This window comes from Micromonospora sp. NPDC049275 (genome assembly GCF_043197115.1).
Classification (GTDB): domain Bacteria; phylum Actinomycetota; class Actinomycetes; order Mycobacteriales; family Micromonosporaceae; genus Micromonospora.
Genome location: NZ_JBICSN010000015.1, coordinates 22,884 through 47,355, shown reverse-complemented (window position 1 = coordinate 47,355; position 24,472 = coordinate 22,884). Strand labels below are relative to the sequence as shown.

At 71.3% G+C, this 24,472-nt stretch carries 23 protein-coding genes and 1 riboswitch; of the genes, 3 read left to right on the top strand and 20 right to left on the bottom strand.

Annotation, left to right across the window (positions count from 1 at the left end):
• Positions 1-81: 81 nt before the first annotated feature.
• The 7 genes from thiC to thiE form a co-directional block, all read right to left on the bottom strand.
• Entirely contained in the window at positions 82-1,674 is a 1,593-nt protein-coding gene (gene thiC / locus ACGFIE_RS29250) for a phosphomethylpyrimidine synthase ThiC (RefSeq protein ID WP_393300592.1), read from the bottom strand.
• Positions 1,675-1,691: 17 nt separating this feature from the next.
• Positions 1,692-2,477 carry a bifunctional hydroxymethylpyrimidine kinase/phosphomethylpyrimidine kinase gene (thiD, locus tag ACGFIE_RS29245; RefSeq protein ID WP_393300589.1) on the bottom strand — a complete coding sequence of 262 codons (786 nt, stop codon included), beginning with the start codon at positions 2,475-2,477 and terminating at the stop codon, positions 1,692-1,694.
• Positions 2,474-3,142 (bottom strand): thiamine phosphate synthase, encoded by a 669-nt coding sequence (locus tag ACGFIE_RS29240; RefSeq protein WP_393300774.1) that lies wholly within the window; start codon positions 3,140-3,142, stop codon positions 2,474-2,476. Before ACGFIE_RS29240 ends, thiD begins: the two co-directional genes overlap by 4 nt.
• A gap of 89 nt (positions 3,143-3,231) precedes the next feature.
• A complete protein-coding gene (locus ACGFIE_RS29235) occupies positions 3,232-4,011 on the bottom strand; it encodes a thiazole synthase (protein WP_393300586.1) in 780 nt (259 codons plus the stop codon).
• Positions 4,008-4,208, bottom strand: coding sequence for a sulfur carrier protein ThiS (thiS, locus tag ACGFIE_RS29230; RefSeq protein ID WP_393300583.1), 201 nt, complete (start codon positions 4,206-4,208; stop codon positions 4,008-4,010). Before thiS ends, ACGFIE_RS29235 begins: the two co-directional genes overlap by 4 nt.
• Positions 4,199-5,332: a glycine oxidase ThiO gene (gene thiO / locus ACGFIE_RS29225; RefSeq protein ID WP_393300580.1), complete on the bottom strand. Its 1,134-nt coding sequence runs from the start codon at positions 5,330-5,332 to the stop codon at positions 4,199-4,201. Before thiO ends, thiS begins: the two co-directional genes overlap by 10 nt.
• Positions 5,329-5,952: a thiamine phosphate synthase gene (gene thiE / locus ACGFIE_RS29220; RefSeq protein ID WP_393300577.1), complete on the bottom strand. Its 624-nt coding sequence runs from the start codon at positions 5,950-5,952 to the stop codon at positions 5,329-5,331. The genes thiO and thiE overlap by 4 nt, the downstream gene beginning before the upstream one ends.
• A riboswitch (TPP riboswitch) is annotated at positions 5,947-6,056 on the bottom strand. (Overlaps the previous gene by 6 nt.)
• Positions 6,057-6,337: 281 nt before the next feature.
• Here thiE and ACGFIE_RS29215 point away from each other — a divergent pair.
• A complete protein-coding gene (locus ACGFIE_RS29215; protein ID WP_393300574.1) occupies positions 6,338-12,184 on the top strand; it encodes a ThuA domain-containing protein in 5,847 nt (1,948 codons plus the stop codon).
• Between the two features lie 72 nt (positions 12,185-12,256).
• Positions 12,257-12,790, top strand: coding sequence for a hypothetical protein (locus tag ACGFIE_RS29210; protein WP_393300571.1), 534 nt, complete (start codon positions 12,257-12,259; stop codon positions 12,788-12,790).
• A gap of 227 nt (positions 12,791-13,017) precedes the next feature.
• On the opposite strand, the gene ACGFIE_RS29205 is transcribed toward ACGFIE_RS29210, so the two are convergent.
• From ACGFIE_RS29205 to ACGFIE_RS29195, 3 genes are read right to left on the bottom strand one after another with little or no spacing between them, the layout of a single operon-like run.
• Positions 13,018-13,980, bottom strand: coding sequence for an aldo/keto reductase (locus ACGFIE_RS29205; protein ID WP_393300568.1), 963 nt, complete (start codon positions 13,978-13,980; stop codon positions 13,018-13,020).
• A 37-nt stretch (positions 13,981-14,017) separates the two neighbouring features.
• Positions 14,018-15,697: an ABC-F family ATP-binding cassette domain-containing protein gene (locus tag ACGFIE_RS29200; RefSeq protein WP_393300566.1), complete on the bottom strand. Its 1,680-nt coding sequence runs from the start codon at positions 15,695-15,697 to the stop codon at positions 14,018-14,020.
• A gap of 41 nt (positions 15,698-15,738) precedes the next feature.
• Positions 15,739-16,344: a class I SAM-dependent methyltransferase gene (locus ACGFIE_RS29195; RefSeq protein ID WP_393300563.1), complete on the bottom strand. Its 606-nt coding sequence runs from the start codon at positions 16,342-16,344 to the stop codon at positions 15,739-15,741.
• Positions 16,345-16,446: 102 nt separating this feature from the next.
• Here ACGFIE_RS29195 and ACGFIE_RS29190 point away from each other — a divergent pair, with 102 nt between their 5' ends.
• A complete protein-coding gene (locus tag ACGFIE_RS29190) occupies positions 16,447-17,547 on the top strand; it encodes a hypothetical protein (protein WP_393300561.1) in 1,101 nt (366 codons plus the stop codon).
• 144 nt (positions 17,548-17,691) lie between these two features.
• Here the strand turns inward: ACGFIE_RS29190 and truA are convergent, their stop codons facing one another.
• From truA to map, 10 genes are all read right to left on the bottom strand, one after another.
• Positions 17,692-18,522, bottom strand: a complete 831-nt coding sequence (gene truA / locus ACGFIE_RS29185) for a tRNA pseudouridine(38-40) synthase TruA (protein ID WP_393300559.1) — start codon at positions 18,520-18,522, stop codon at positions 17,692-17,694.
• 71 nt (positions 18,523-18,593) lie between these two features.
• Positions 18,594-19,154 (bottom strand): 50S ribosomal protein L17, encoded by a 561-nt coding sequence (gene rplQ, locus ACGFIE_RS29180; protein ID WP_363680449.1) that lies wholly within the window; start codon positions 19,152-19,154, stop codon positions 18,594-18,596.
• Positions 19,155-19,188: 34 nt separating this feature from the next.
• On the bottom strand, positions 19,189-20,211 hold the full coding sequence (locus ACGFIE_RS29175) for a DNA-directed RNA polymerase subunit alpha (protein ID WP_007465227.1): 1,023 nt from the start codon (positions 20,209-20,211) through the stop codon (positions 19,189-19,191).
• Between the two features lie 98 nt (positions 20,212-20,309).
• Entirely contained in the window at positions 20,310-20,936 is a 627-nt protein-coding gene (gene rpsD, locus ACGFIE_RS29170) for a 30S ribosomal protein S4 (protein ID WP_007465229.1), read from the bottom strand.
• Between the two features lie 13 nt (positions 20,937-20,949).
• The gene (rpsK, locus tag ACGFIE_RS29165; RefSeq protein ID WP_030329919.1) at positions 20,950-21,357 is read right to left on the bottom strand and encodes a 30S ribosomal protein S11; all 408 of its coding nucleotides are present in this window, start codon (positions 21,355-21,357) and stop codon (positions 20,950-20,952) included.
• Positions 21,358-21,375: 18 nt separating this feature from the next.
• On the bottom strand, positions 21,376-21,756 hold the full coding sequence (gene rpsM / locus ACGFIE_RS29160; protein WP_007465236.1) for a 30S ribosomal protein S13: 381 nt from the start codon (positions 21,754-21,756) through the stop codon (positions 21,376-21,378).
• Between the two features lie 267 nt (positions 21,757-22,023).
• Positions 22,024-22,137 carry a 50S ribosomal protein L36 gene (rpmJ, locus tag ACGFIE_RS29155; RefSeq protein WP_088952025.1) on the bottom strand — a complete coding sequence of 38 codons (114 nt, stop codon included), beginning with the start codon at positions 22,135-22,137 and terminating at the stop codon, positions 22,024-22,026.
• 91 nt (positions 22,138-22,228) lie between these two features.
• The gene (gene infA, locus ACGFIE_RS29150; protein ID WP_007073013.1) at positions 22,229-22,450 is read right to left on the bottom strand and encodes a translation initiation factor IF-1; all 222 of its coding nucleotides are present in this window, start codon (positions 22,448-22,450) and stop codon (positions 22,229-22,231) included.
• 371 nt (positions 22,451-22,821) lie between these two features.
• Positions 22,822-23,388, bottom strand: coding sequence for a DUF1707 domain-containing protein (locus ACGFIE_RS29145; protein WP_393300555.1), 567 nt, complete (start codon positions 23,386-23,388; stop codon positions 22,822-22,824).
• Between the two features lie 197 nt (positions 23,389-23,585).
• Entirely contained in the window at positions 23,586-24,431 is an 846-nt protein-coding gene (gene map / locus ACGFIE_RS29140; RefSeq protein ID WP_393300552.1) for a type I methionyl aminopeptidase, read from the bottom strand.
• Positions 24,432-24,472: the final 41 nt, after the last annotated feature.

Below are 24,472 nucleotides of genomic sequence, written 5' to 3'. Positions count from 1 at the left end.
TCGGGTTCCTGGAACCCGGGCTGTCCACCGCTCCCGGACACCCCGACTTCCGTGAACCCGAGTCGATCATGCTGCTCGAGGTCAGGCGAGCGGCAGATAGACCTTGCCGCCCCCGGAGACGAACTCCTCCGACTTGTCCTTCATGCCGCGGGCCGCGTACTCCTTGAGCTCTTGGGTGATCTTCATGGAGCAGAACTTCGGGCCGCACATCGAGCAGAAGTGCGCCGTCTTCGCCGGCTCGGCGGGCAGCGTCGCGTCGTGGTACGACCGCGCCGTCTCCGGGTCCAGCGAGAGGTTGAACTGGTCCTCCCAGCGGAACTCGAACCGCGCCTTCGACAGCGCGTCGTCCCACTCCTGCGCGCCGGGGTGGCCCTTGGCCAGGTCCGCCGCGTGCGCCGCGATCTTGTACGCGATCACGCCCGCCTTCACGTCGTCCCGGTCCGGCAGGCCGAGGTGCTCCTTCGGCGTGACGTAGCAGAGCATCGCGGTGCCGAACATGCCGATCATCGCGGCGCCGATCGCCGACGTGATGTGGTCGTACGCGGGCGCGATGTCGGTGGTCAGCGGACCGAGCGTGTAGAACGGCGCCTCGTGGCACCACTCCTGCTGGAGGTCCACGTTCTCCTTGATCTTGTGCATGGGCACGTGGCCGGGGCCCTCGATCATCACCTGGACGTCGTACTCCCAGGCGATCTTCGTCAGTTCGCCGAGCGTACGCAGCTCGGCGAACTGCGCCTCGTCGTTGGCGTCCGCGATGGAGCCGGGGCGCAGCCCGTCACCCAGGGAGAACGTCACGTCGTACTTCGCCAGCAGTGCACACAGCTCGGCGAAGTTGGTGTAGAGGAAGTTCTCCTCGTGATGCGCCAGGCACCACGCCGCCATGATCGAGCCGCCCCGGGAGACGATCCCGGTGACCCGGTCCACGGCCAGCGGCACGTACGGCAGCAGCACCCCCGCGTGCACAGTCATGTAGTCGACGCCCTGCTCGGCCTGCTCGATCACGGTCTCCCGGAAGACCTCCCAGCTCAGCTTCACCGGGTCGCCGCCGACCTTCTCCAGGGCCTGGTAGATGGGCACCGTACCGATCGGGACCGGCGAGTTCCGCACGATCGACTCGCGGGTCTCGTGGATCCGCTTGCCGGTGGACAGGTCCATCACGGTGTCGGCGCCCCAGCGGGTGGCCCAGGTGAGCTTCTCCACCTCCTCGGCGACCGACGAGCTGACCGCCGACGTGCCGATGTTGGCGTTCACCTTGACCAGGAACGCCTTGCCGATGATCGCCGGCTCGCACTCCGGGTGGTTGACGTTGAGCGGCAGCACCGCCCGACCGGCGGCGATCTCGGTCCGCACGAGTTCCGGGTCGACGTTCTCCCGGATCGCCACGAACTCCATCTCCGGCGTCACCACGCCGGCCCGCGCGTACGCGAGCTGCGTCGGACGACGTCCCTCCACACCGGCGAGCGGCGTACCCGCGCCCCGCACCGGCGCCACGTCACCCCGCTCGGCGATCCACGGGCCCCGCAGCGCGGGTAACCCCACCGACGGGTCCGATCCCGGGCCGGACGTGTCGTAGAGCCGCACCGGCGGATGGTCGCCGGTCAGCGCCACCTCGGCGAACGGCACCCGCACATCCGGCCGTGACCCCTCGACGTACACCTTGCCTCGTGCCTGCATGACAACCTCCCTGGTGATCAGGCGGACCAGCCGAAGTGATCCAGCGGCCCGCGCCCCGCGCCCAGCTCCCAACCCCGCGCACCGGACAGCGCGCCGAGCACGTACTCCTTGGCGGCCGCGACCGCCGCCGGCACCGGATCGCCCAGCGCGAGCCGCACCGCGATCGCCGCCGAGAACGAGCACCCGGTGCCGTGGGTGTGCCGGGTGTCCACCCGTGGCCCGCGCAGCACGGTCGTGACGCCGTCCCCGTGCAGCACGTCGACCGCTTCGTCCCCACCGAGGTCACCGCCGGTGACCACCACGTACTCCGGGCCGCCGGCGGCAAGCGCCTCCGCGGCGACGACCATCCCCGCCACGTCGTCCACTCCGCGTCCGGTGATGGCCGCGGCCTCCGCGCAGTTCGGCGTCGCCACCCGGGCGTACGGAAGCAGCCGCTCCACCGCGCCCACCACGCCGAGCCGGTGGCCGCTCGTGGCGACCAGCACCGGATCGACGACGAGGTGGGGCAGCCGGCCGTCCCGGGCGGCCTGGGCCACCGCGTCGGCGACGGCGGGAGTGCCGAGCATTCCCGTCTTGACCGCGCTCACTGTGAAGTCGGCGAGGACGCTGTCCAACTGCTCGGTGACCGTGCGCGGCGGCAGCGGCAGGACGGCGTCGACGCCCCGGGTGTTCTGCGCGGTGACCGCCGTGAGGACGCTGGTGCCGTACGCCCCGAGCGCCGCGAAGACCTTCAGGTCGGCCTGGATGCCAGCGCCGCCGCCGGAGTCGGAGCCGGCGATGGTGAGGATGGTCTTTGGGGTCACGGGCTTTCCTCGGTTGCGGCTGAGGGCTGCGAGACATTCATGCGCCCGTGCCAGCTTTCGGGCGGCTTCGGGGTGACCGACTCTTGGAAAGCGCTGCGTAGTTTGGCTGCTGTTTCGGCGGGATCGGTGGCTCGCATGAGTGCGCCCAGTACTGCTACTCCGGTGGCTCCCGCCCCTACACAGGCGGTTACGTGGTGCGGGGTTTCTATGCCGCCGAGCGCCAGGACGGGCACGGGGCTACGCCGGATCAGGCTCGCGAGACCGTCGGGTCGCAGGGGTGGGCCATAGCCGGGTTTGCTGCGGCTCGGGAAGACGGGCGACAGGGTCGCGTAGTCCTCGCTGGTGAGTCGGAGCAACTCCGCCTCGTCGTGGCAGGAGCGGCCGACGAGGCCGCATCGCGGTGGCGGGTAGGGGCCGGCGGCCGGCAGGTGCACGGCGTCGCCGTCGAGCGGATCCGGCCCGGCCACGATCAACGTCCCGCCCGCCTCCGTGAGGATCGGGCGCAGGTCGGCGGCGAGGGCGGCACGCTCCGCTCGGGGCAGGTCCTTCTCGCGCAGCAGAACGGCGCGCACTCCCCCGGCCACGGCGGCCGCCACGACGTCCACAAGTGGTCGCCGTGCCTGCCGGCGGCCGGTCAGCACGACGATCCCCCGGATCGCCGAGATCTTGGTGAGAAAGCGCCCCTCCGAGGGCCGTTTCGTACCAAGATCTGGAGTCACTGAGCCCGTCGGCGCCGCCGAGCCCGTCCGCCCGGTCACAGGTCTGGTCTTCCCTCGTCGGGGGTGGATCCGAGGGCGTGGAAGCGACGGGCGATCCGACCCGCACCGGCGGCCAGCCGACCGGCCTCGACCGCGTACCGCATCGCCGTCGCCATCGCCACCGGGTCAGCGGCCCGGGTCACCGCGCTGGCCAGCAGGACCGCGTCGCAGCCCAGCTCCATGGCCAGGGCCGCGTCGGAAGCCGTGCCGATGCCGGCGTCCAGGATCACGGGCACGTCCACGCCCTGACGGATCAGCCGGATGTGGTGCGGGTTGCCGATGCCGAGCCCCGAGCCGATCGGCGCGCCGGCCGGCATCACCGCGGCGCAGCCCACATCGGCGAGGCGGCGGGCGAGCACCGGGTCGTCACTTGTGTACGGCAAAACGGTGAAGCCGTCGGCGACCAGCTCCTCGGCGGCGCGGAGCAGTTCCACGCCATCGGGCAGCAGCGTCCGTTCGTCGCCGATCACCTCCAGCTTGACCCAGTCGGTGTCGAACGCGTCGCGCGCCAGCCGGGCCACCTTCACCGCCTCGGTGGCGGTGTGGCAGCCGGCGGTGTTCGGCAGCAGCCGCACCCCGCACCGGTCCAGCAGGTCGAGCAGCCCTCCGGCGGTGCCCGGAGCGGTGTCCACCCGGCGCAGCGCGAGCGTGACCAGCTCCGTGCCGGACGCCCGGATCGCCTGTTCCAGAACGTGCAGGTTCGCGGCGCCGCCGGTGCCGAGGATCAGCCGCGACGTGAAGGCCACCCCACCCAGGTCGAACGACACGCCGCTCACCCGCCCTGCGCGGCGGTGAGCACCTCGACGCGGTCGCCGTCGCGCAGCACAGTGACCGGCCAGCCGGCCCGGGGCACCACCTCGCCGTTGACCGCGACCGCGACGCCACGCTGGTGCGGGGCGACGTCACTGACGACGTCGGCCACCGACGCGCCGCCGGGGAAGCTGCGCCCGGTCCCGTTCACCGTCAACTCCACAGGTCCTCCTCGGTCGTCCGTCCAGTTCCGCCCAACGCGGCAGCGCCGAAACGGTCGGCGCGAAAGGGTGCGAGCAGCGGGTCGGGCACGCCTGTGGTCACCAGGTCGGCGATCGTCTCGGCGGTGATCGGGGTGAGCACGATGCCGTGCCGGTGGTGACCGGTGGCGACCAGCACATCCAGCCGACCGGGCAGCGGCCCGAGGATCGGCGCGTTGTCCGGAGTGCCGGGCCGCAGACCGGCGACCGCCTCGACCAGGTCGTACTCGCTCAGCTCGGGCAGCAGGTCGACGCCGGCACGCAGCAGCCGCTGCACGGCGCCGGCGGTGACAGTGGTGTCGGAGCGCTCCTCGACGGTCGCGCCGAGGACCACCTCGCCGTCGGCGCGGGGCACCAGGTACACGTGCTCGCCGTCGGCGTACCCCCGGATCACGTGCCGGAAGCCCGGCGCGACGCCGTCGGGCGCGCGCAGCCGCAGGATCTGGCCCTTCACCGGCCGCACGGGCAGGCCGGTGAGGGCGGCGGCCCCGCAACCGGCGGCGACCACGGTGCGTCGCGCATCCACATCGGACAGCCTCCGGACCGGCCGCGGCACGAACGCCGCGCCGGCCCGCTGTGCGGCCGTGCGCAGTGCCGGCACCAGCAGCCGGGGGTCGACCTGGTGGTCGGTGGGCGCGAACGCGCCGCCGCGCACCCGAGGGGCGAGCGCCGGTTCGCGGTCGCGCAGCTCGCTGGGGCGCAGCGGGGTCACCGGCAGACCCAACCCCTGTTGGTACGCCCACAGCCGGCGCGCCTCGGCCAGGTCGTCGCCGGTCAGCCCAACCATCAGGGTGCCCTCGGTCCGGTAGCCGATCTCGGTGCCGCTCGCCTCGGTCAGTTCGGCGGCGAACCCGGGCCAGCGGGCGGCGGACGCCACCAGCAGCTCGGTCAGCCGCCGCTCACCGAAGTACGCCTCGGCGACCGGGGAGAGCATTCCGGCGGCGACTGCCGACGCCCCCGACCCGGGGGCCGGGTCGTGCACCGCCACCCGTAGTCCGCGCGTGGCGCAGCGCCAGGCGATCGCGAGCCCGATCGGCCCCGCGCCCACCACCGCCACGTCGACGGCGGGGGCGGCCGATCCCGTCACGCCAGGGCCCGGAGCAGTTCGGCGGTGGCGCCGGCCGGGTCGGCGGCGGCGGAGAGCGCACCGACCACCGCCACCCCGTACGCCCCGGCGGCCCGCAGCGCCGGCACCCGGTCGGCGGTCACCCCGCCGATCGCGATGACCGGCACGTCGACGGCGTCGGCGACGGCGCGTACACCGGTGGGCCCGATGGGATCCGGCAGACCGTCCTTGGTGGTGGTGGCGTGGCACGGGCCGACGCCCAGGTAGGTGGCCCCGGCGGCGACAGCCGCGACCGCCGTCTGCGGTGCGCGTGCGGTGGCGCCGAGCACGCCGGTCGGGCCGAGCACGTGCCGGGCGGCGGCGACCGGCAGGTCGTCCGCTCCGACGTGCCCGCCGGCGGCGCCCACCGCGAGCGCCACGTGCAGCCGGTCGTTGACCAGGCAGGTCGCTCCGTACGGGGCGCAGAGCGCCAGCACCCGGCCGGCCAGGTCGTACGCCTCGCGGTCGGTCGCGGAGTCCTCCACCCGGACCTGCACGACGAGGTCGGCGCGGGCCGTCGCGAGGGCGGCCCGGACCACTGTGAGTGGATCGCGCCCGGGTCGGGTGTCGGTGATCAGATGCAGTCGTCCAAGGGACGGCACGGCAACGCTCCTCCCTGCGCCGGCATTACCCGGATCAGGTTCGACGGTCGGGGGCTGTCAGCCCCCCTCTCAGCCCGGTACACCGGGCTCCCGTGGGTTACTTGCGTGTCACCGTACGACAGTTCCGTGGGTCTGCCAAGGGAGGGGGACGCGGCGGAATCAGTTGGGCACTTTCTCCGGTCCTGTTCGGAATGTCGCCCGCCGTTGCAGAACCGTTACCCGCCGGCATCTTGCCCGACATCGATACACCAGAATTAATTTGTTCAGCGATTCGACAAAATGCCGGCGTGGACGCCCTGGCACGGCGTCCCCACCGGCTCCATCCGGGACGGTCTTCGGCGAGCCGGCCCCCGCGATTCCTGTCCACCGCGACATTGGAGGCGGCGTGTCCCGTTCTCGTCGTGCCCGTTTACCCCTCACCGCTACCCTGCTCTCCCTAGCACTCGCCTCGACGACCCTGCTCGGGTCGCCGGCGCAGGCCGCTCCGGCCGGAGCGCAGATCCCCGCGCGAGACGTGCCTGTCGCGGCTCCGCTCTCCCAAGTGGCGCCGAAGGCGCCGAAGGCCGCAGCGGCCGACCCCTACTCCGTCCTGGTCTTCTCGAAGACCGCCGGCTTCCGGCACGACGCCATCCCCACCGGCATCGCCGCCATCCAGCAACTCGGCGCGGCCAACGGATTCACTGTGGACACCACCGAGGACGGCGCCGCGTTCAACGACGCCAACCTCGCCAAGTACAAGGCCGTGATCTGGCTCTCCACCACCGGTGACGTCCTCGACGCCGACCAGCAGGCGGCCTTCGAGCGGTACGTGAAGGCCGGCGGCGGTTACGCAGGCGTCCACGCCGCCTCGGACACCGAGTACAGCTGGGCCTGGTACGGCGACCTGGTCGGCGCGTACTTCGCCAACCACCCCCAGAACCAGCAGGCCACCGTCAAGGTGGAGGACCACGCCCACCCGTCCACCGCCGGACTGCCGGACCGCTGGTCCCGGTTCGACGAGTGGTACAACTTCCAGACCAACCCCCGGCCGGACGTGCACGTGCTGGCCAGCCTGGACGAGAAGAGCTACACCCCGGGCGCCGGCGCGATGGGCGCCGACCACCCGACCGCGTGGTGCCAGGACTTCGACGGTGGCCGCTCCTGGTACACGGGCGGCGGGCACACCCGGGAGTCGTACGCCGAGCCCGAGTTCCTCAAGCACCTGCTCGGCGGCATCCAGACGGCGGCCGGCGTGGTCGACGCCGACTGCGGCGCCTCGAAGACCTCCAGCTTCGAGAAGATCACCCTGGACAGCAACACCAGTAATCCGATGGAGCTGGACATCGCGCCCGACGGCCGGGTCTTCTACATCGAGCGCGACGGCCGGGTGCAGATCATCAAGCCGGACACCGGTAGCACCGTCACCGCCGTCGACCTGGACGTCTTCACCGGCAACGAGGACGGCCTCATCGGCATCCGGCTCGACCCGGACTTCGCCACCAACAAGTGGGTGTATCTCTACTACGCCCCGAACGACGGCGTCACGCGCAACCTGCTGTCCCGGTTCACGGTGACCGGCGACACCATCGACCCGGCGAGCGAGAAGCAGGTGCTGCGGGTCGACACCCAGCGCAACACCTGCTGCCACGCGGGCGGCAGCATGACCTTCGACAGCGCCGGCAACCTCTACCTGGCCACCGGCGACAACACCAACCCGTTCGAGTCGAACGCGTACGCGCCGCTGGACGAGCGGGCGGGCCGTCAGGACTACGACTCGCAGCGCACCTCCGCGAACACGAACGACCTGCGCGGCAAGGTGATCCGGATCCACCCGGAGGACGACGGGACGTACTCCGTTCCGACGGGCAACCTCTTCGCGCCGGGCACCGCGAAGACCCGTCCCGAGATCTACGCGATGGGCTTCCGCAACCCGTTCCGCATCGGCACCGACCCGAAGACCGACACGCTGTACGTCGGGGACTACGGGCCGGACGCCAACGCGAACAACCCGGACCGGGGCCCCCGTGGCCTGGTCGAGTGGAACGTCGTCACCCCCGGCAACTACGGCTGGCCGTACTGCACCGGGACGAACGAGGCGTACAACGACTACACGTTCCCGTCCGGCCCGAGCGGCCCGAAGTTCGACTGCGCCGCGCCGGTGAACAACTCGCCCAACAACACGGGCCTGACCAACCTCCCGCCTGTCGTCCCGGCCACCGTCGACTACGGCTACGCCGGTGACGCGCGGTACCCGGAGATCGGTGGCGGTGGCGCCCCGATGGGCGGCCCGGCCTACCGCTACGACGCCGACCTCGACTCCCCCCGCAAGTGGCCGGCCTACTACGACGGCAAGGCGCTGCTCGGCGAGTGGAACCAGAACAAGATGTACACGATGCAGATGACCGCCGACGGCAAGTCGTTGGTGGACATCAACCAGCTGCTCACCGGCATGAAGATGATCCGGCCGATGGACTTCGAGTTCGGTCCGGACGGCGCGCTCTACCTGATCGAGTGGGGCACCGGGTTCGGCGGCAACAACGACGACTCCGGCATCTACCGGATCGACTACACCGCCGGTGACCTCGCACCGATCGCCGCGGCGGCCGCCAACCCGACCTCGGGGCCGGCGCCGCTGACTGTCACCTTCTCCAGCGCCGGCTCCCGGGACCCGGACGGCGGCGCGCTCACCTACTCCTGGACCTTCGGCGACGGGCAGACCTCCACCGAGGCCAACCCGACGCACACGTACGCCACGGCGGGGAACTACACCGCCCAGCTCACCGTGACCAACCCGAAGGGCCGTACCGCGGTGGCCAACGTGCCGGTCACCGTGGGCAACACCGCACCGACGGTGAGCATCGAGTTCCCGCCGGACGGTGGTTTCTTCAACTGGGGTGACCAGGTCCGCTACACGGTCAAGGTGACCGACCCCGAGGACGGGCAGATCGACTGCGACCGGGTGAACCTCCAGGTGCTGCTCGGTCACGACGAGCACGCCCACCCGCTGGAGCAGCACACCGGCTGCACCGGCACGGTCCAGACGTCGCTCGCCTCCGGGCACGGCGCCGAGGCGAACGTCTTCGCGGTCTTCGAGGCCACCTACACCGACGACGGTGGTGCCGGCGGCGCGGGCGCGCTCACCGGCCGGGACATCGAGATCCTGCAGCCCAAGCAGAAGCAGGCCGAGTACTTCACGGCCACCGGGCGGGTGCCGGGCGGCACCGGCGGCGGAGACGCAGGCGTGCAGCGCGAGGCCGGGGCCGACACCGCCGGTGGCGGCCAGAGCATCGCGTTCATCGAGGACGGCGACTGGTGGTCGGTCGTCCCGGCGGACCTGACGAACATCACCGAGATCCGGTTCCGGGCCGCCTCGGCTGCCGCCGGCGGTCGGATCGAGGTCCACGCGGGCGCAGTCGACGGACCGGTAGTGGCCACGGCCACCGTTCCGACGACCGGCGCGTGGCAGACGTACACCGACGTGAGCGCGCCTGTGACGGGTGCCGCGAGCGGATCGCTGTACTTCGTGGCCCGCGATCCGAACGGCGGAACGGGTTCGCTGTTCAACGTCAACTGGATGGACTTCGTCGGCCGCGGCGTCACCGAGAACGGGCCGCCGGTGGTCACCGCCACCGCGACCCCGGCCACCGGCACCGCGCCGGTCACCGTCGAGTTCGACGGCACGGCCACCGACGCCGAGGGCGACACCCCGCTGACGTACGCCTGGGACTTTGGTGACGGCGGCACGGCGTCCACCCTGGACGCCAGCCACACGTACACGAGCGTGGGTGCCTTCACGGCCACCCTCACGGTGACCGACGGCAAGGGCGCCAAGTCGTACGCCACGGTGCCGGTGCGGGTGAACGCACCGGACACGTCCTGCTTCGGGGCGCGTTCGGACGACTTCAACGGCACCAGCCTCGACAAGGGCCGGTGGACCAGCGTGGTCCGGGAGAACCAGCTCTACTCGGTGTCGGATGGCGCGCTGCGGCTGCCCACCGGGGTGGGCGACCTCTACGGCGCACGCAACGACGCCACCAACCTGGTGCTCCAGGCGGCGCCGACCGGCGCCTGGGAGATGACCACCAAGGTCACTCTGCCGGTGACGGCCAACTACCAGCAGGCGGGCCTGCTGGTGTACGGCGACGACGACAACTACGCCAAGGTGGACCTGCTCTACAACGGCAGCCGCCGGGTGGAGTTCATCCGGGAGACGGCCGCCACGCCGCGCAACGACGCCGCCGACGCCACCAACGCACCGGCGGGTGACACCGTGTACCTGCGGATCACCAGCGACGGGACGAACCTGACCGCGTCCGCCTCGGGCGACGGCCAGACGTTCACCCCGGTCGGCCGTTCGGCCGCGCTCGCCGGCATCACCAACCCGCGGATCGGGGTCTTCGCGCTCAACGGAGGCACCGAGGCGCCAGTGGTCGACGCCGCGTTCGACTCGTTCGTGGTCACGCCGGACGCACCGGCCGGCCCGGTCGACCCGTCGGACGAGTTCACGGGTGACTCGCTGGACAAGTGCCGGTGGGACGCCGTGACCCGGGAGGACCCGAACGGTTACCGGGTCACCGGTGGCGCGTTGCGGATCGACGTGCCGAACGGTGACATCTACGGCACCGACAACACCGGGCCGAAGAACTTCATCCTCCAGACCGCGCCCTCGGGCGACTGGACCCTGGAGACGAAGGTCGACGGCAGCCTGCTGAACGAGCAGTATCAGCAGGCGGGTCTGCTCGTGCAGGCGGACGACGACAACTACCTGAAGTTCGACTTCATCGCGGACAACCAGGCCGGCCAGACGGTGACGCGGCGGATCGAGTTCCGCAGCGAGGTCGGCGGCGTCGTCCAGAACCCGCAGCCGGAGGCGACGAGCCTCACCTCGGCGGTGTGGCACCTGCGGCTGGCCCGTACGGGCGACACCTTCACGGCGTCGTACTCGGCCGACGGGACGACCTGGACCACGCTGGAGGCGCTCACCAACAGCGCGGTCGGGGCCACCCCGAAGGTCGGTCTGTTCACCCTCGGCGCCAACCAGACGGCGTCGAAGACCGCCTCGTTCGACTACTTCCGGCTGAGCACCGAGGTGGTCACTGACGAGACCGCTCCGGTCACGACGGCTGCGGTGTCCGGCACCCCGACCGAGGGTTGGTACACCGGTCCGGTGACTGTCACCCTGACCGCCGCCGACGAGGCCGGCGGCAGCGGTCTGGCCGGTACGGAGTACCAGCTCGACGGGGCGACCACCTGGACGGCGTACACCGCCCCGGTGGCGGTGAGCGGCGACGGCGAGCACGAGCTGCGGTACCGCTCGAGCGACAAGGCCGGCAACGTGGAGTCGACGAAGACCGTCTCGGTCAAGATCGACGCCACCGCTCCGGTCACCACGGCGACGTTCGCTCCGGCGAACGACGCGGGCTGGCACAACGGGACCATCCCGGTGGTGCTGACCTCGACCGACGCCGGTTCCGGCGTCAAGACGGTCGAGTGGTCGCTGGATGGCGGCGCGTGGACGCCGTACACGGCGCCGGTCTCCGTGACCGGTGACGGGCAGCACGAGCTGCTGTTCCGTTCGACCGACAAGGCGGGCAACGCCGAGACGCTCAAGTCGGCGGTGCTGCGCATCGACGGCACCAAGCCGACGCTGCTGGTGTCCGGGATCGCCGACGGCCAGCTCTACGGGGACAGCCAGGACGTTCGGGTGTCCTGGCAGGCCGTCGACCCGACCTCGGGCATCGCGTCAGTGGTCGGCGACCTGGACGGCAAGGCGTACGCCAGCGGCACCCTGCAGGCCATGTACGAGCTCCCGCTCGGCCTGCACGAGCTGACCGTCACCGCGACCGACAAGGCGGGCAACACGACGACCTCGGCGGTCCGGTTCTTCGTCACCACCTCGTTCCGGGACATGCAGAACCTGCTGGACCGGTTCAAGGCGACGGGGCGGCTCTCGGCCAAGGCGCACAAGCAGTTGACGGCGAAGCTCGACGCGGCCCGTCAGGCCGAGGCTGCCGGCAACGACAACAAGGCGATCAAGCAGTTGACCGCATTCCGTGACCTCGCCGCCGACGCCACGCTGGTGCCGGAGGCCGAGGTTCGGGACGTCCTGATCCGGGACGCCGACGCCATGATCGTTCGGCTCGGCGGCACGGCCAGCAAGGCCGGGGTCAAGGCGAACGACGGCGAACCGGTCAAGGGCACCGGACGGCTCGGTGGCGACGCCACCCGGCTGGCACCCGGTCGCCAGCTCTGATCCGATCGAGGCCCCTCCCCGACGCTCAGGTGTCGGGGAGGGGCCTCCCTCATCAGTAGTGAGGAGATGTCCGTGACGGGTATCCGCAAGGTGGTGGCCGCCGTGTTCGCCGGACTGGTCCTGACCCTGCTCTCCGCTGCTCCGGCGGCCGCCCAGGCCGACAAGATCAAACTGACGGTGGCCGGTGACGGCGCGCAGGGGGTCACCATCCAGGCCACCTACGCCGATGGTCGCCGGCTGGACCAGGTGGTGCGGCTGGTGCTCACCGCCACCGGCCCGGACGGGCAGCGGGTCGGGCCGGTGCAGTTGGAGCCGCAGCCCGAGGGGCAGGGCTTCTACAGCAGCGGCCCGGTGCTCTCCACCGGCACGTGGAAGGTGACTGTGAACTCCCCCGCTCCCCTGGCGGGCAAGGCCACCGCCACGGTGCAGGCGAAGGCCGCACAGTCTCCCCCGGCGCCCAGGCCGGTCGCGGTGACCCGGCCCGCGGACGAGGGCGGGGCGGGCGGCTGGTGGCCGTTCGCGGCGGCCGGCCTCGTGGTCGTCGCCGCGGCGATGGGCGTGGCCATGCTGTGGGGCCGCCGCCGCCCCTCGACGCCTAACGACTGACCGACCGGCGCTTCGGCGCCATCCACCGACCGACCGGCGCTTCGGCGCCATCGACGATCGGGCCGGGCCGCCACGAGCGGCCCGGCCCGTTTGTCGTCCGGCCGGCTGGTGATCGACTCGCGTTCCTTGAAGTCGGGGCATCCCCGACCGCAGGTCACCCCGCTTTCAGGAAACGCGAGTGGATCACCACGCGGCCGACCGGCCACCGCGCCCACCGGCCGGCGCGCTCAGAGGACGGCGCGCAGCGCCGCCAGATCCTCGTCGCTGGGCTCCCAGGTGCCGGCTGCGGCGTTGGCGCGTACCTGCTCGGGCGTGGTGGCACCGGCGATCACCGAGGTCACCGCCGGCTGGGCGGCCAGCCCACCGATCGCCACCTGGAGCATGCTCACACCCCGCTCGGCCGCGTACGCCTCGATCGCCTCGATGGTGTCCCAGTCGGCCGCCGCGAGCCGCTCCGCGTACCGGCCACCGCCGGAGAGCCGGCTGCCGGCCGGCGGCTGACCGTCACGCTTGTACTTCCCGGTGAGCAGGCCGTTGGCGAGCGGGAAGAACGGCAGCATGCCGAGACCGAACCGCTCGCAGGCCGGGATGATCTCGGTCTCCACGGACCGCTCCAGCAGGCTGTAGTGGTTCTGCGCGCTGATGAAACGGGACCGGCCGTTGGACGAGGCGACCCAGTCGGCGTCGGCGATCTGCCAGCCGGCGAAGTTGGAGTTGCCCAGGTAGCGAACCTTGCCGTCGCGGACCAGGTCGTCCAGGGCGGCGAGGGTCTCGTCGATCGGGGTGCCCGGGTCGGGCTCGTGCATCTGGTACAGGTCGATGTGGTCGGTACCGAGCCGGCGCAGCGACGCCTCCACCGCGCGGGCGATGTAGCGCCGCGCACCCCGCGCGCCGTAGTCCGGCCCGTTCAGGCCGTTCATGTCCATCCCGAACTTGGTGGCCACCACCACGTCGTCCCGGCGGCCCTTGAGCGCCTGCCCGAGCAGCTCCTCGGAGCCGCCCTGCGGCTCGCCGTAGATGTCGGCGGTGTCGAACAGGTTGATCCCGGCGTCCAGGGCGGCGTCCACCACCGCGCGGGTGCCGTCGAGGTCGAGCTTGCGGCCGAAGTTGTTGCAGCCGATTCCGACGACGGACACCACGAGCCCGGAGTCGCCCAGCCGGCGATAGGTCATCTCAGTCACGAGATCCACCCTATGCCGGCCGGGCGCACCGCTGCCCGGTGACGGCTCAGCCCACGTCCCAGACCGGCTCCGGGGTCTCCACCACCTCGCTGTCGCCGCGGAAGAGCACGAACCGGTCGAACGATCGGGTGAACCAACGGTCGTGGGTGACGGCGATGACCGTCCCCTCGAACGCGTTCAGGCCCGCTTCGAGGGCCTCCGCGCTGGCCAGGTCGAGGTTGTCGGTGGGCTCGTCGAGCAGCAGCAGCGTCGCCCCGGACAGTTCCAGCAGCAGCACCAGGAAACGGGCCTGCTGCCCACCGGAGAGGGTGCCGAAGCGCTGGTCGCCCTGCGCGGCCAGCTCGTAGCGGCTGAGCACCCCCATCGCCGCGTGCCGGTCCATCCCCTGGCGATGTTCGTCACCCCGCCACAGGATCTCGACGAGCGTCTTCGCCATCAGCTCCGGCCGGTCGTGGGTCTGCGAGAAGTGCCCGGGTCGGACCCGGGCGCCGAGCCGGGCCGTGCCGTCGTGCGTCACCGGCGCTAGCGCGCCCGCTCCGTCGACAGGCCCGTTGGCCGGGTCGGGGTCGGTGCCACCCCGGGCCAGCAGCCGCAGGAAGTGCGACTTGCCGGTGCCGTTGGCACCGAGCACCGCCACCCGATCGCCGTACCAGATCTCCAGGTCGAAGGGGAATGTCAGGCCGTCGAGCTCCAGCTGCTCGCAGACGACCGAGCGCTTGCCGGTCCGCCCGCCACTGAGCCGCATCCGGATGTCCTGGTCCTTCGGGGGTACGGGCGGCGGCCCGGCCTCCTCGAACTTGCGCAACCGGGTCTGCGCGGCCTGGTAACGCGACGCCAACCCATCGTTGTACGCGGCCTTCTGCTTGTACATCAGCATCAGCTCGCGCAGCTTCTGGTGCTCCTCGTCCCAGCGTCGGCGCAGCTCGTCCAGGCGGGCGTGCCGGGTCACCCGCGCGGAGTGCCAGCTCGCGAAGCCGCCCGGGTGCACCCAGGCGCTGCCACCTTCGACGGCCACCACCCGGTCGGCGCTCTGGGCCAGCAACTCCCGGTCGTGCGAGACGTAGAGCACCGACTTCGTCGACTCGCGCAGTCGCGCCTCCAGCCAGCGTTTGCCGGGCACGTCGAGGAAGTTGTCCGGCTCGTCGAGCAGCAGCACCTCGTCCGGGCCGCGCAGCAGCAACTCCAACGCGAAGCGCTTCTGCTGGCCGCCGGAGAGGGTCCGCACCGGCCGGTCCCGGACGGCGTCCCAGGGCTGGTGGAGCACGATCGTGGCGACGGTGTCGAAGAGCACCTCGGCGTCGTACCCGCCGGCCTCGCCCCAGGCGCCGAGCGCGTCGGCGTACGCCAGTTGGGCCTTGCCGGCGGCGCTGCTGAACTTGCCGCGGACCTCGGCGGCCCGCATGGCCGTCTCGGTCTCGGCGAGCCGGCTGCCGGCCGCGCGCAGCGGCGGTGGGGCCAGTGACAGCGCCAGGTCGGCCAGTGTCGTCTCGTCGCCGATCATGCCGATGAACTGGCGCATCACGCCCAGCCCGCCGGCCCGAGCGACGGTGCCGGTACGCACCGGCAGGTCACCGGCGACCATCCGCAGCAGTGTCGTCTTTCCCGCGCCGTTCGGCCCGACCAGGGCGACCTTGCTGCCCTCCCCGACCCGGAACGACACGTCGGCGAAGAGTTCCCGACCGTCGGGCAGAATGTGCCCGACCGCTGCCACGTCCACGTATCCCACGCGGGGATCCTGCCCCAGCGAGGGCCGGGAGGGACATCCAATTACCGGGTGACCCGCAGCACCCGGAAGCCCTTCTGGCTGGCGTGCCGCTCGACCTGCCACCCCTTGTCGATGATCCAGCGCTGCAGCGAGTCGCCGCCGAGGTGGCGGGCGACGACGAGCCAGCCGACGCCGTCCGGGGCGAGTCGGGGCAGCCACCGCAGCAACAGCTCGTGCAGCTCGTCCTTGCCGATGCGGATCGGTGGGTTGGACCAGAGCTGGGCGAACCGGAGGTCCGCCGGCACGTCGTCCGGCGCGCTCACCCGGACCCGGTCGGCGGCGCCGATCCGCCTGGCGTTGGCGGCGGTCAGCTCGCGGGCGCGGGCGTTGACGTCGACCGCCCAGACCGTGCTCGTCGGCGCCACGTCGGCCAGCACGCAGGTGATCGGGCCGAACCCGCAGCCGAGGTCGAGGAGGTCACCGACGGTGTCGGCGGCGGGCAGCTCGGCCTTGCGCAGGAGTACGGCCGTGCCGGCGTCGAGGCGGCTGGCGGAGAAGACGCCGCCGGCCGAGACGAGCTGGTAGTCGCGGTCGGCGACGGAGAACTCGACCTCGCGCGCCGGTGCGTCGCTGGCGGGTTGAGCGGTGAAGTAGTGGTCGCCGGTCACGCCGGCAATTCTCGCACCGGCCGGGTCAGGCCACGACACGGCCCGTAGCCGCATTTCCCAATATTACCCCCTAAAGGGACAACGGCTCCTACTCTGGGCGACATGGTGTATCGGTACGAGTCCGATGAGGACGATTTCGAGGACCCGGAGCCCGGGTCCGACCTGGCCGTGCTCGGCGCCGGTCCGCCTCCGCCGGCCGGCCCCTCACCGTCACGCTTCCCCGCCCCGTCGCTACCCCGGCCCAACCAGCTGCTGCTGCCGTCGACCCAGGCGCCACGGAACCAGCAGTCACGGAACCAGGCGCCACCGACCCAGGTGCCACCGGTCACCCGCGTCAGCACCCCGGTCGCGGCCCCGCGCAGCCAGGTCTACACGACGGCTGAAGCCGTAACGTCGCCCACACGGCGCGGCGGCGGTCGGCTCTGGCAGGTGCTGATCGGCGGCGCTGCCGTCCTCGTCCTACTGGCGCTCTGCGGCCTGGGCGCGGCCGCGCTGCTCGTGGACGACGACCCGGCGCCACAGGCCACCGCCACGAGCCAGCCCAACGTCGGCGCGTCCGCTCCCGCGCAACGGCAGGACCTCGACTCGCGGGACACCGACCAGGCGCCGCTCACCGCGAAGGAGCTCTTTCCCGGCAAGGAGTTGAAGCTCGCCGACGGCCAGCCCGCCTACCAGGTGCTCAAGACGCACTCCAGCGGCAGTTGCGCCGTCGCCGCCACCGACGAGGTGGCCGACCTGCTCCTCCGGCTCGGCTGCAACCAGGTCGTCCGGGCGACGCTTCGGGCACCCGGCGGCGACTACCTGGTCACTGCCGGCCTGTTCAACCTCACCGACAAGGTCAGCGCCGAACGGGTCCGGGACCAGATCCGGCACATCCTCGACGACCGGCAGGGCCGGTTCCGGGGTCTGAGCGCCGGTGACGACGCTGACGTCCTGACCAGCGCCCCGGCTCGGGTCGGCTGGCAGGCCCGGGGCCACTACCTGGCGTACGCGCTTGTGGTCCGCGCGGACGGCGCCGCGGTCAAGTCCGGCGACGCGAAGATCCGGGACGTCCTGTACGACATGATCGAGATACACCTCAGTCGAGGCGTGCTGCAACGGCGGGCCGACACCGCCACGGCTGGACAACCAACGGCGGCGCCGACCAAGGGCAGCGGCACCCAGAACGACAGCACCGACGACGGCGACCTGCCGGGCGACTGATCCGCGACTCTGCCCGCCGGGTGTGCCGCCGAAGGGTGGCACACCCGTCGTCGTCCGCGACCGCCGCCGTCAGCCCACGACGAGGCCGCCGCCGTCAGCCCACGACGGGGCCGCCATCGTCAGCCCTCGACGGGGCCGCCATCGTCAGCCCTCGACGGGCACGCGCAGGCGGCGCGTCAGGTCCGCGCGGCGGGCGTAGTCGGCCGGGTCGTCCGGATAGCCGACCGCGACCAGGGTGAGGCCGTGCGCCGGGGCCACAGTCACCTCACTGGAGCGTTCCTGCCGGTCGAGCAGGCTGCCCGGCCACTCGACCGGCCGGCGACCGTCGCCGGCCGCCAGCAACGCTCCTACGAGGCTGCGGACCATCGCCTGGCAGAACGCGTCCGCCTGCACGGTGGCGACCAGGATGCCGTCCGGGTCGCGTCGCCAGTCCAGCCGGGTCACCTCGCGCAGCGTCGTCGCGTTCTCCTTGCGCCGGCAGTACGCGGCGAAGTCGTGCTCCCCCACCAGACCCGCCGCGGCGGCGTCCAGGGCGGCCAGGTCCAGCGGTCGCGGCCAGGCCAGCACCTCGTGTCGGCGCAACGGCTCGGCGCCGTACGGGGCGTCGGTCACCCGGTACTCGTAGCGCCGGAACGTGGCCGAGAAGCGGGCGTCGAAGTCGGCAGGCACCTCGGACATCGCCCGTACCCGCACGTCGGTGGGGAGCAGCCGCGCGAGACGGCGCAGCAACCGTCCCTCGTGCTCGCGCCACACCTCGGCGGGAAGGTCCAGGTGGCAGACCTGCCCGGTGGCGTGCACCCCCGCGTCGGTGCGACCCGCGACGGTCAGACCGGTCGCCGTACCCGCGCCGAGCACCAGGTCCAGGGTCTCGACGAGCACCCCGGCGACGGTCCGCCGGGTCGGCTGGGGCGCCCAGCCGGAGAAACCGGCGCCGTCGTACGAGACGTCCAGCCGCAGCCGGATCCGCTCGTCCACCTCGTACCTCCTGTCACGGGTCGGGCCCGACACCCCGTGAGGGGTGCCGGGCCCGGAAACGATGCCCGAGGTCAGGCCTTGTTCTCCTCGGTGGCGAGGTCGCTGTCCTCGCGCGCCTCGGCGGTGTCACCGGATGCCGACACCGGCGCCTCGGAGTCCTGGTCGGCCGGGGCCGACTGCGGGGTCTCGTCGGCCGGGGCGAGCGCCTCGACCTTGTCCTGCTGCGCGGCCTTGCGGGCGGCGGTCTTCTTGTTCACCTTGGGCTCGGCGACCTGAAGCTCTTCCACCAGCTCGATGATGGCCATCGGCGCGTTGTCGCCCTTGCGCGGACCGGTCTTCACGATCCGGGTGTAACCGCCGGGGCGGTTCGAGTACCGGGGCGCGATCTGGTCGAACAGGGCGTACACCACGTCCTTGTCCTTGACGACACCCAGCACCCGCCGCCGCGAGGCGAGGTCACCGCGCTTGGCCTTGGTGATGAGCTGCTCGGCCAGCGGACGCAGCCGACGGGCCTTCGTCTCGGTGGTCTGGATCTTGCCGTGCTGGAACAGCGCGGTCGCCAGGTTGGCGAGCATCAGCCGCTCGTGCGAGGGGCTGCCGCCGAGGCGGGGGCCCTTGGTGGGCGTGGGCATTTTTGGTGCTCCTCAGTTGTGGCGGCAGCGCGGACTAGAGCTGCTCGGTCTCGCGGTAGTCGTCGGTGTCGTAGTCGGCCTCGCCGAAGGTGTCCACGACGTGCGCCGGGTCGAAGTTCGGAGCCGAGTCCTTCAGCCCGAGACCCATCCCGGCGAGCTTCATCTTGACCTCGTCGATCGACTTCTGACCGAAGTTGCGGATGTCGAGGAGGTCGGCCTCGGTACGCCCGATGAGCTCACCAACGGAGTTGATGCCCTCGCGCTTGAGGCAGTTGTAGGAGCGGACGGTGAGGTCCAGCTCCTCGATCGGCAGAGCGAGGTCCGCCGCCAGCTGGGCGTCCTGCGGGGACGGCCCGATGTCGATGCCCTCGGCGGTCTCGTCCAGCTCACGAGCCAGCCCGAACAGCTCCACAAGCGTCGAACCGGCGGAGGCCAGCGCGGTACGCGGGCCCATCGACGGCTTGGTCTCGACGTCGATGATGAGCCGGTCGAAGTCGGTGCGCTGCTCGACGCGGGTCGCCTCGACGCGGTACGTCACCTTCAGCACCGGCGAGTAGATCGAGTCGACCGGGATGCGGCCGATCTCGGCGCCGGACTGCTTGTTCTGTGCGGCCGTCACGTAGCCCCGGCCCCGCTCGACGGTCAGCTCCATGTCGAGCCGGCCCTTGCCGTTGAGGGTCGCGAGCTTGAGGTCCGGGTTGTGCACCGAGACGCCGGCCGGGGGCTGGATGTCGCCCGCCGTCACGTCGCCCGGGCCCTGCTTGCGCAGGTACATGCTGACCGGCTCGTCGTGCTCGGAGCTGACGCACAGCTCCTTGATGTTCATGACGAGCTCGACCACGTCCTCCTTGACACCGGGGATCGTGGTGAACTCGTGCAGCACGCCGTCGATCTTGATCGAGGTGACCGCCGCACCCGGGATCGACGACAGCAGCGTGCGCCGCAGCGAGTTGCCCAGGGTGTAGCCGAAGCCCGGCTCGAGCGGCTCGATGGCGAACCGCGACCGGGTCTCGTTGATCGACTCCTCGGAGAGGGAGGGTCGCTGGCTGATGAGCATGTTGTCTCTTCTCTTCCGGGACGCCCGCTATTTGACGTCCACGACACAAACTGTTCCGGTGGCCCGCCCCGGAGGGCGGGCCACCGCAACGAGCCCGACTACTTGGAGTAGAGCTCGACGATCAGCTGCTCCTGGACCTGCGTGTCAATGACCTGCCGGGCCGGGAGGGAGTGCACGAGCACCTTCATCTGGCTGGGGATTGCCTCCAGCCAGGCCGGCACCGTCTTCGAACCGGCCTGAGCCTGCGCCACCACGAACGGGGTGAGCTCCTTGCTCTTGCCCCGGACCTCGATGATGTCGTGCTCCTTGACGCGGTACGACGGGATGTCGACCTTCTTGCCGTTCACCGTGAAGTGACCGTGCTTGACCAGCTGGCGGGCCATGTCCCGCGAGTGGGCGTAGCCGGCCCGGTAAACGACGTTGTCCAGCCGCGACTCGAGGATCTGCAGGAGGACCTCACCGGTCTTGGCCTGCTTGCCAACGGCTTCCTCGTAGTAGCCACGGAACTGCTTCTCCAGCACGCCGTAGACGCGGCGGGCCTTCTGCTTCTCGCGGAGCTGGAGCAGGTACTCCGTCTCCTTGGTGCGGCCGCGGCCGTGCTGCCCGGGCGGGAACGGCCGGGACTCGAACGGGCACTTCGGACCATCGCACTTGCTGCCCTTGAGGAACAGCTTCATCTTCTCCCGCCGGCAACGGCGGCAGTCTGCACCGGTGTAACGAGCCATCTCTCTCTACCTCTCAGACCCGGCGACGCTTCGGCGGACGGCACCCGTTGTGCGGCTGCGGGGTGACGTCGGCGATCTGCCCGACCTCGAGGCCCACGGCCTGCAGCGAACGGATGGCGGTTTCCCGGCCGGAGCCGGGGCCCTTGACGAACACGTCGACCTTGCGCATGCCGTGCTCCATGGCGCGACGCGCGGCAGCCTCGGCGGCCAGCTGCGCGGCGAACGGAGTCGACTTGCGGGAGCCCTTGAAGCCCACCTGGCCAGCGGAGGCCCAGGAGATGACCGCACCGGTCGGGTCCGTGATGGACACGATGGTGTTGTTGAAGGTGCTCTTGATGTGCGCCTGCCCGTGGGCGACGTTCTTGCGTTCCTTGCGCCGGACCTTCTTGACAGCGGCTCCGGCACGAGCCTTCGGTGGCATAAGTCTTCTGCGCTCCTATTACTTCTTGCCGGGCTTCTTCTTGCCGGCGACGGTCCGCTTCGGGCCCTTGCGGGTCCGTGCGTTGGTCTTGGTCCGCTGGCCACGCACGGGCAGGCCCCGGCGGTGCCGGATGCCGGCGTAGCAGCCGATCTCGACCTTGCGGCGGATGTCAGCGGCGACCTCGCGGCGCAGGTCGCCTTCAACCTTGTAGTTGCCCTCGATGTGGTCGCGGAGCTGCACGAGCTCCTCGTCCGTGAGGTCCCGAGCGCGCTTGTCCGGCGAGATGCCGGTGGCGGCGAGTGTCTCCAGGGCGCGGGTGCGACCGACCCCGAAGATGTAGGTGAGCGCGATCTCCATCCGCTTCTCGCGGGGGAGATCCACGCCGACTAGACGTGCCATGTGCGGGCGTACTCCTCGTGATGTGTGGCGGAGGTGTGGACCCGTCCCACCCCGCTACCGGCCGCCCCGTCTTTCCGACGCTGTCAGCGCCGGCGACCGGGATCGGTCGCTGCCCAAGCGGGCCCCGGCCTCCGACCGGGGGTCAGCCACGCAGGAGTACGTCTCGCGTACCGCTCGCGGCTGGGACGAGCATGTGTGATGTGTGTGTCGCAGGAGATCTGCCTGGACCAACGCCACCCGGCCGTTGTCACGGCCGAACGGGCTGAGTCAGCCCTGGCGCTGCTTGTGGCGCGGGTCGCTGCAGATGACCATGACCCGGCCGTGCCGGCGGATAACCCGGCACTTCTGGCAGATCCTCTTGACGCTCGGCTTGACCTTCACGGTTGCCTTACTTCCCATCTGGCCCGGGGACGCGCGTTGCACGACACCGGACGTCGAAGACGGACACGGGACTTCCCGGCCGCCGTCAGGACTACTTGTAGCGGTAGACGATGCGCCCGCGGGTCAGGTCGTACGGCGAGAGTTCGACGACGACCCGGTCCTCCGGCAGGATGCGGATGTAGTGCTGCCGCATCTTGCCGCTGATGTGAGCCAACACCTTGTGGCCGTTCGCGAGCTCCACCCGGAACATGGCGTTCGGCAGGGGCTCGATGACCCGACCCTCGATCTCAATGGCTCCGTCTTTTTTCGGCATGTCCTCCGCTGTCCTGACGTCGATTGCTCCGGGCGGCCCACAACGTCTTACACGGGGAACTGACCAAGATCAGAAGCCCGCGCCAGCCGCGGCTCCAGGTCCCACCGAAGCGCAGGGTGGGCATGCCGGAGTGGACGCTGTGCGCCGAACAGAAAGTGTACGCCGACCTGCGCGCCGTCGCCAAACCGGCCACCCACCGCGTCGCCGCGCCGCCCTCAGCTCCCCGCCCAACCCTCCGGTGATCTCCGCAAACGCCGCCCCACATCGACCGGTGATCATGGGGTTGACGAGGCGACACACGGCCGTCGGCCTCGCCAACCCCATGATCACCGGTGGTTGGGTGGGTGGGTGGGTCGGATGGGGTCGGTGGGTCAGGTTTCGGGTTTGGGGTCTTCTGGGTCGTTGGCGTGCAGTTCGCGGCGGCGCTCGCGCTTGGCCCGCCTGCGCTCACGCCGGCGCTCCCGCTCGATCGCCTGGCGGCGGGGCTCTCCCCCGGCCAGCCCGCCGACCGTCCGGAGCACCAGCACCGCGCCCCACGGGCCGGCCACCCAGCCCGGCCAGAAATAGAGCAGTTGCTGACTCAGCAGCGAGGTCACGCCCCAGATCGTCACCACGATGGCTACCACCTTCAGGTACGGCAGCCACACCTCGGCCAGCCAACGACCGACGTGGCCGTGCACGACCGGGACGGGCCGACCGACGGGCGGCTCGACCGACGCGCTGGCCGGCCGCAGGGCCGAATGCTCCGGGGGCGCCACCGGTGGCAGATCGCTGAGCAGGGCGTCCAGCTCGGCGTACGTGCGCGCCGCGTAGGCCCGTTGCACCCGCTCGTCGTACTCGTGCAGGTCCAACCGGCCCTCGCCGAGTGCGACACGCAGCCGGTCGGCAACCACCTCACGGTCCGCGTCCGCGGCCCGCATCCCGTCGCGCCCGTCCATGCCGGCAAGCATGCCACCGCCACGCCAGTCCCGTCCCGCCCGCCGGTCCCGCCCGCCGGTCCCGCCCGCCCTCCCACCCCTCGGCACGGTTGATCATGAAGTTATTGCCAGCCTCACCGGCGTGTCAGGGCAATAACTTCATGATCGACGAGCGGGGGGTGGGGGGGTGGGGTTGGGGTGGGGGCGGGTTTGGGGGGTTAGGGGGTGGGGGCGGGTTGGCGTGCGGTTACCAGGTCGCCCAGGCGGGCACGGCCGCCGTCGAAGGCCGTGAGCACCCACACGCCATCAGGCAACAGCGCCATCGAGTGCTCGACGTGCGCGGCGACCGACCCGTCCCGGGTGACCACCGTCCAACCGTCGGCCAGTTCGACGGTACGCGGCGACGCCATGGTGATCATCGGCTCGATCGCCAGCGCCATGCCGGGGACCAGACGCGGCCCCTTGCCCGGCCTACCGTGGTTGAGCACGTGCGGGTCCTGGTGCATCTCGGTGCCGATGCCGTGGCCACCGTAGCCGTCGACGATGCCGTACCGGCCGCCCTTGCGGACCGCGGTCTCCACCGCGTGCGAGATGTCGGTGAGCCGCCCCTTGCCGCTGGCCGCACCGCGTGCCGCCGCGGCGATGCCCGCCCACATCGCGTCCTCGGCGACCTCGGCCATCTTGAGCAGTGCCGGGTCGACGTCGCCGACCCCGACGGTGATCGCGGAGTCGCCGTGCCACCCGTTGAGCACCGCACCGCAGTCGATCGAGATGAGGTCGCCCTCGGAGAGCACCTGCTGCGGCGACGGGATGGCGTGCACGATCTGCTCATTGACCGAGGAGCAGATCGACGCCGGGAAGCCGTGGTAGCCCTTGAAGGACGGGACGGCGCCCGCCTCGCGGATCGTCGACTCGGCGATGGCGTCCAGATCGGCAGTGCTCACGCCGGGGGCCACAGCCTCGCGCATCCGGCGCAGGGCCTCGGCGACCACGAGCCCGGCCGCGCGCATCTTGTCGATCTGGTCAGGGGTCTTCAGCTGGATATCCAGCTGGGGACGACGCATGGAGCGGTTACCTTTCGTTGCCGAAGAGCGGGGCACGTCTC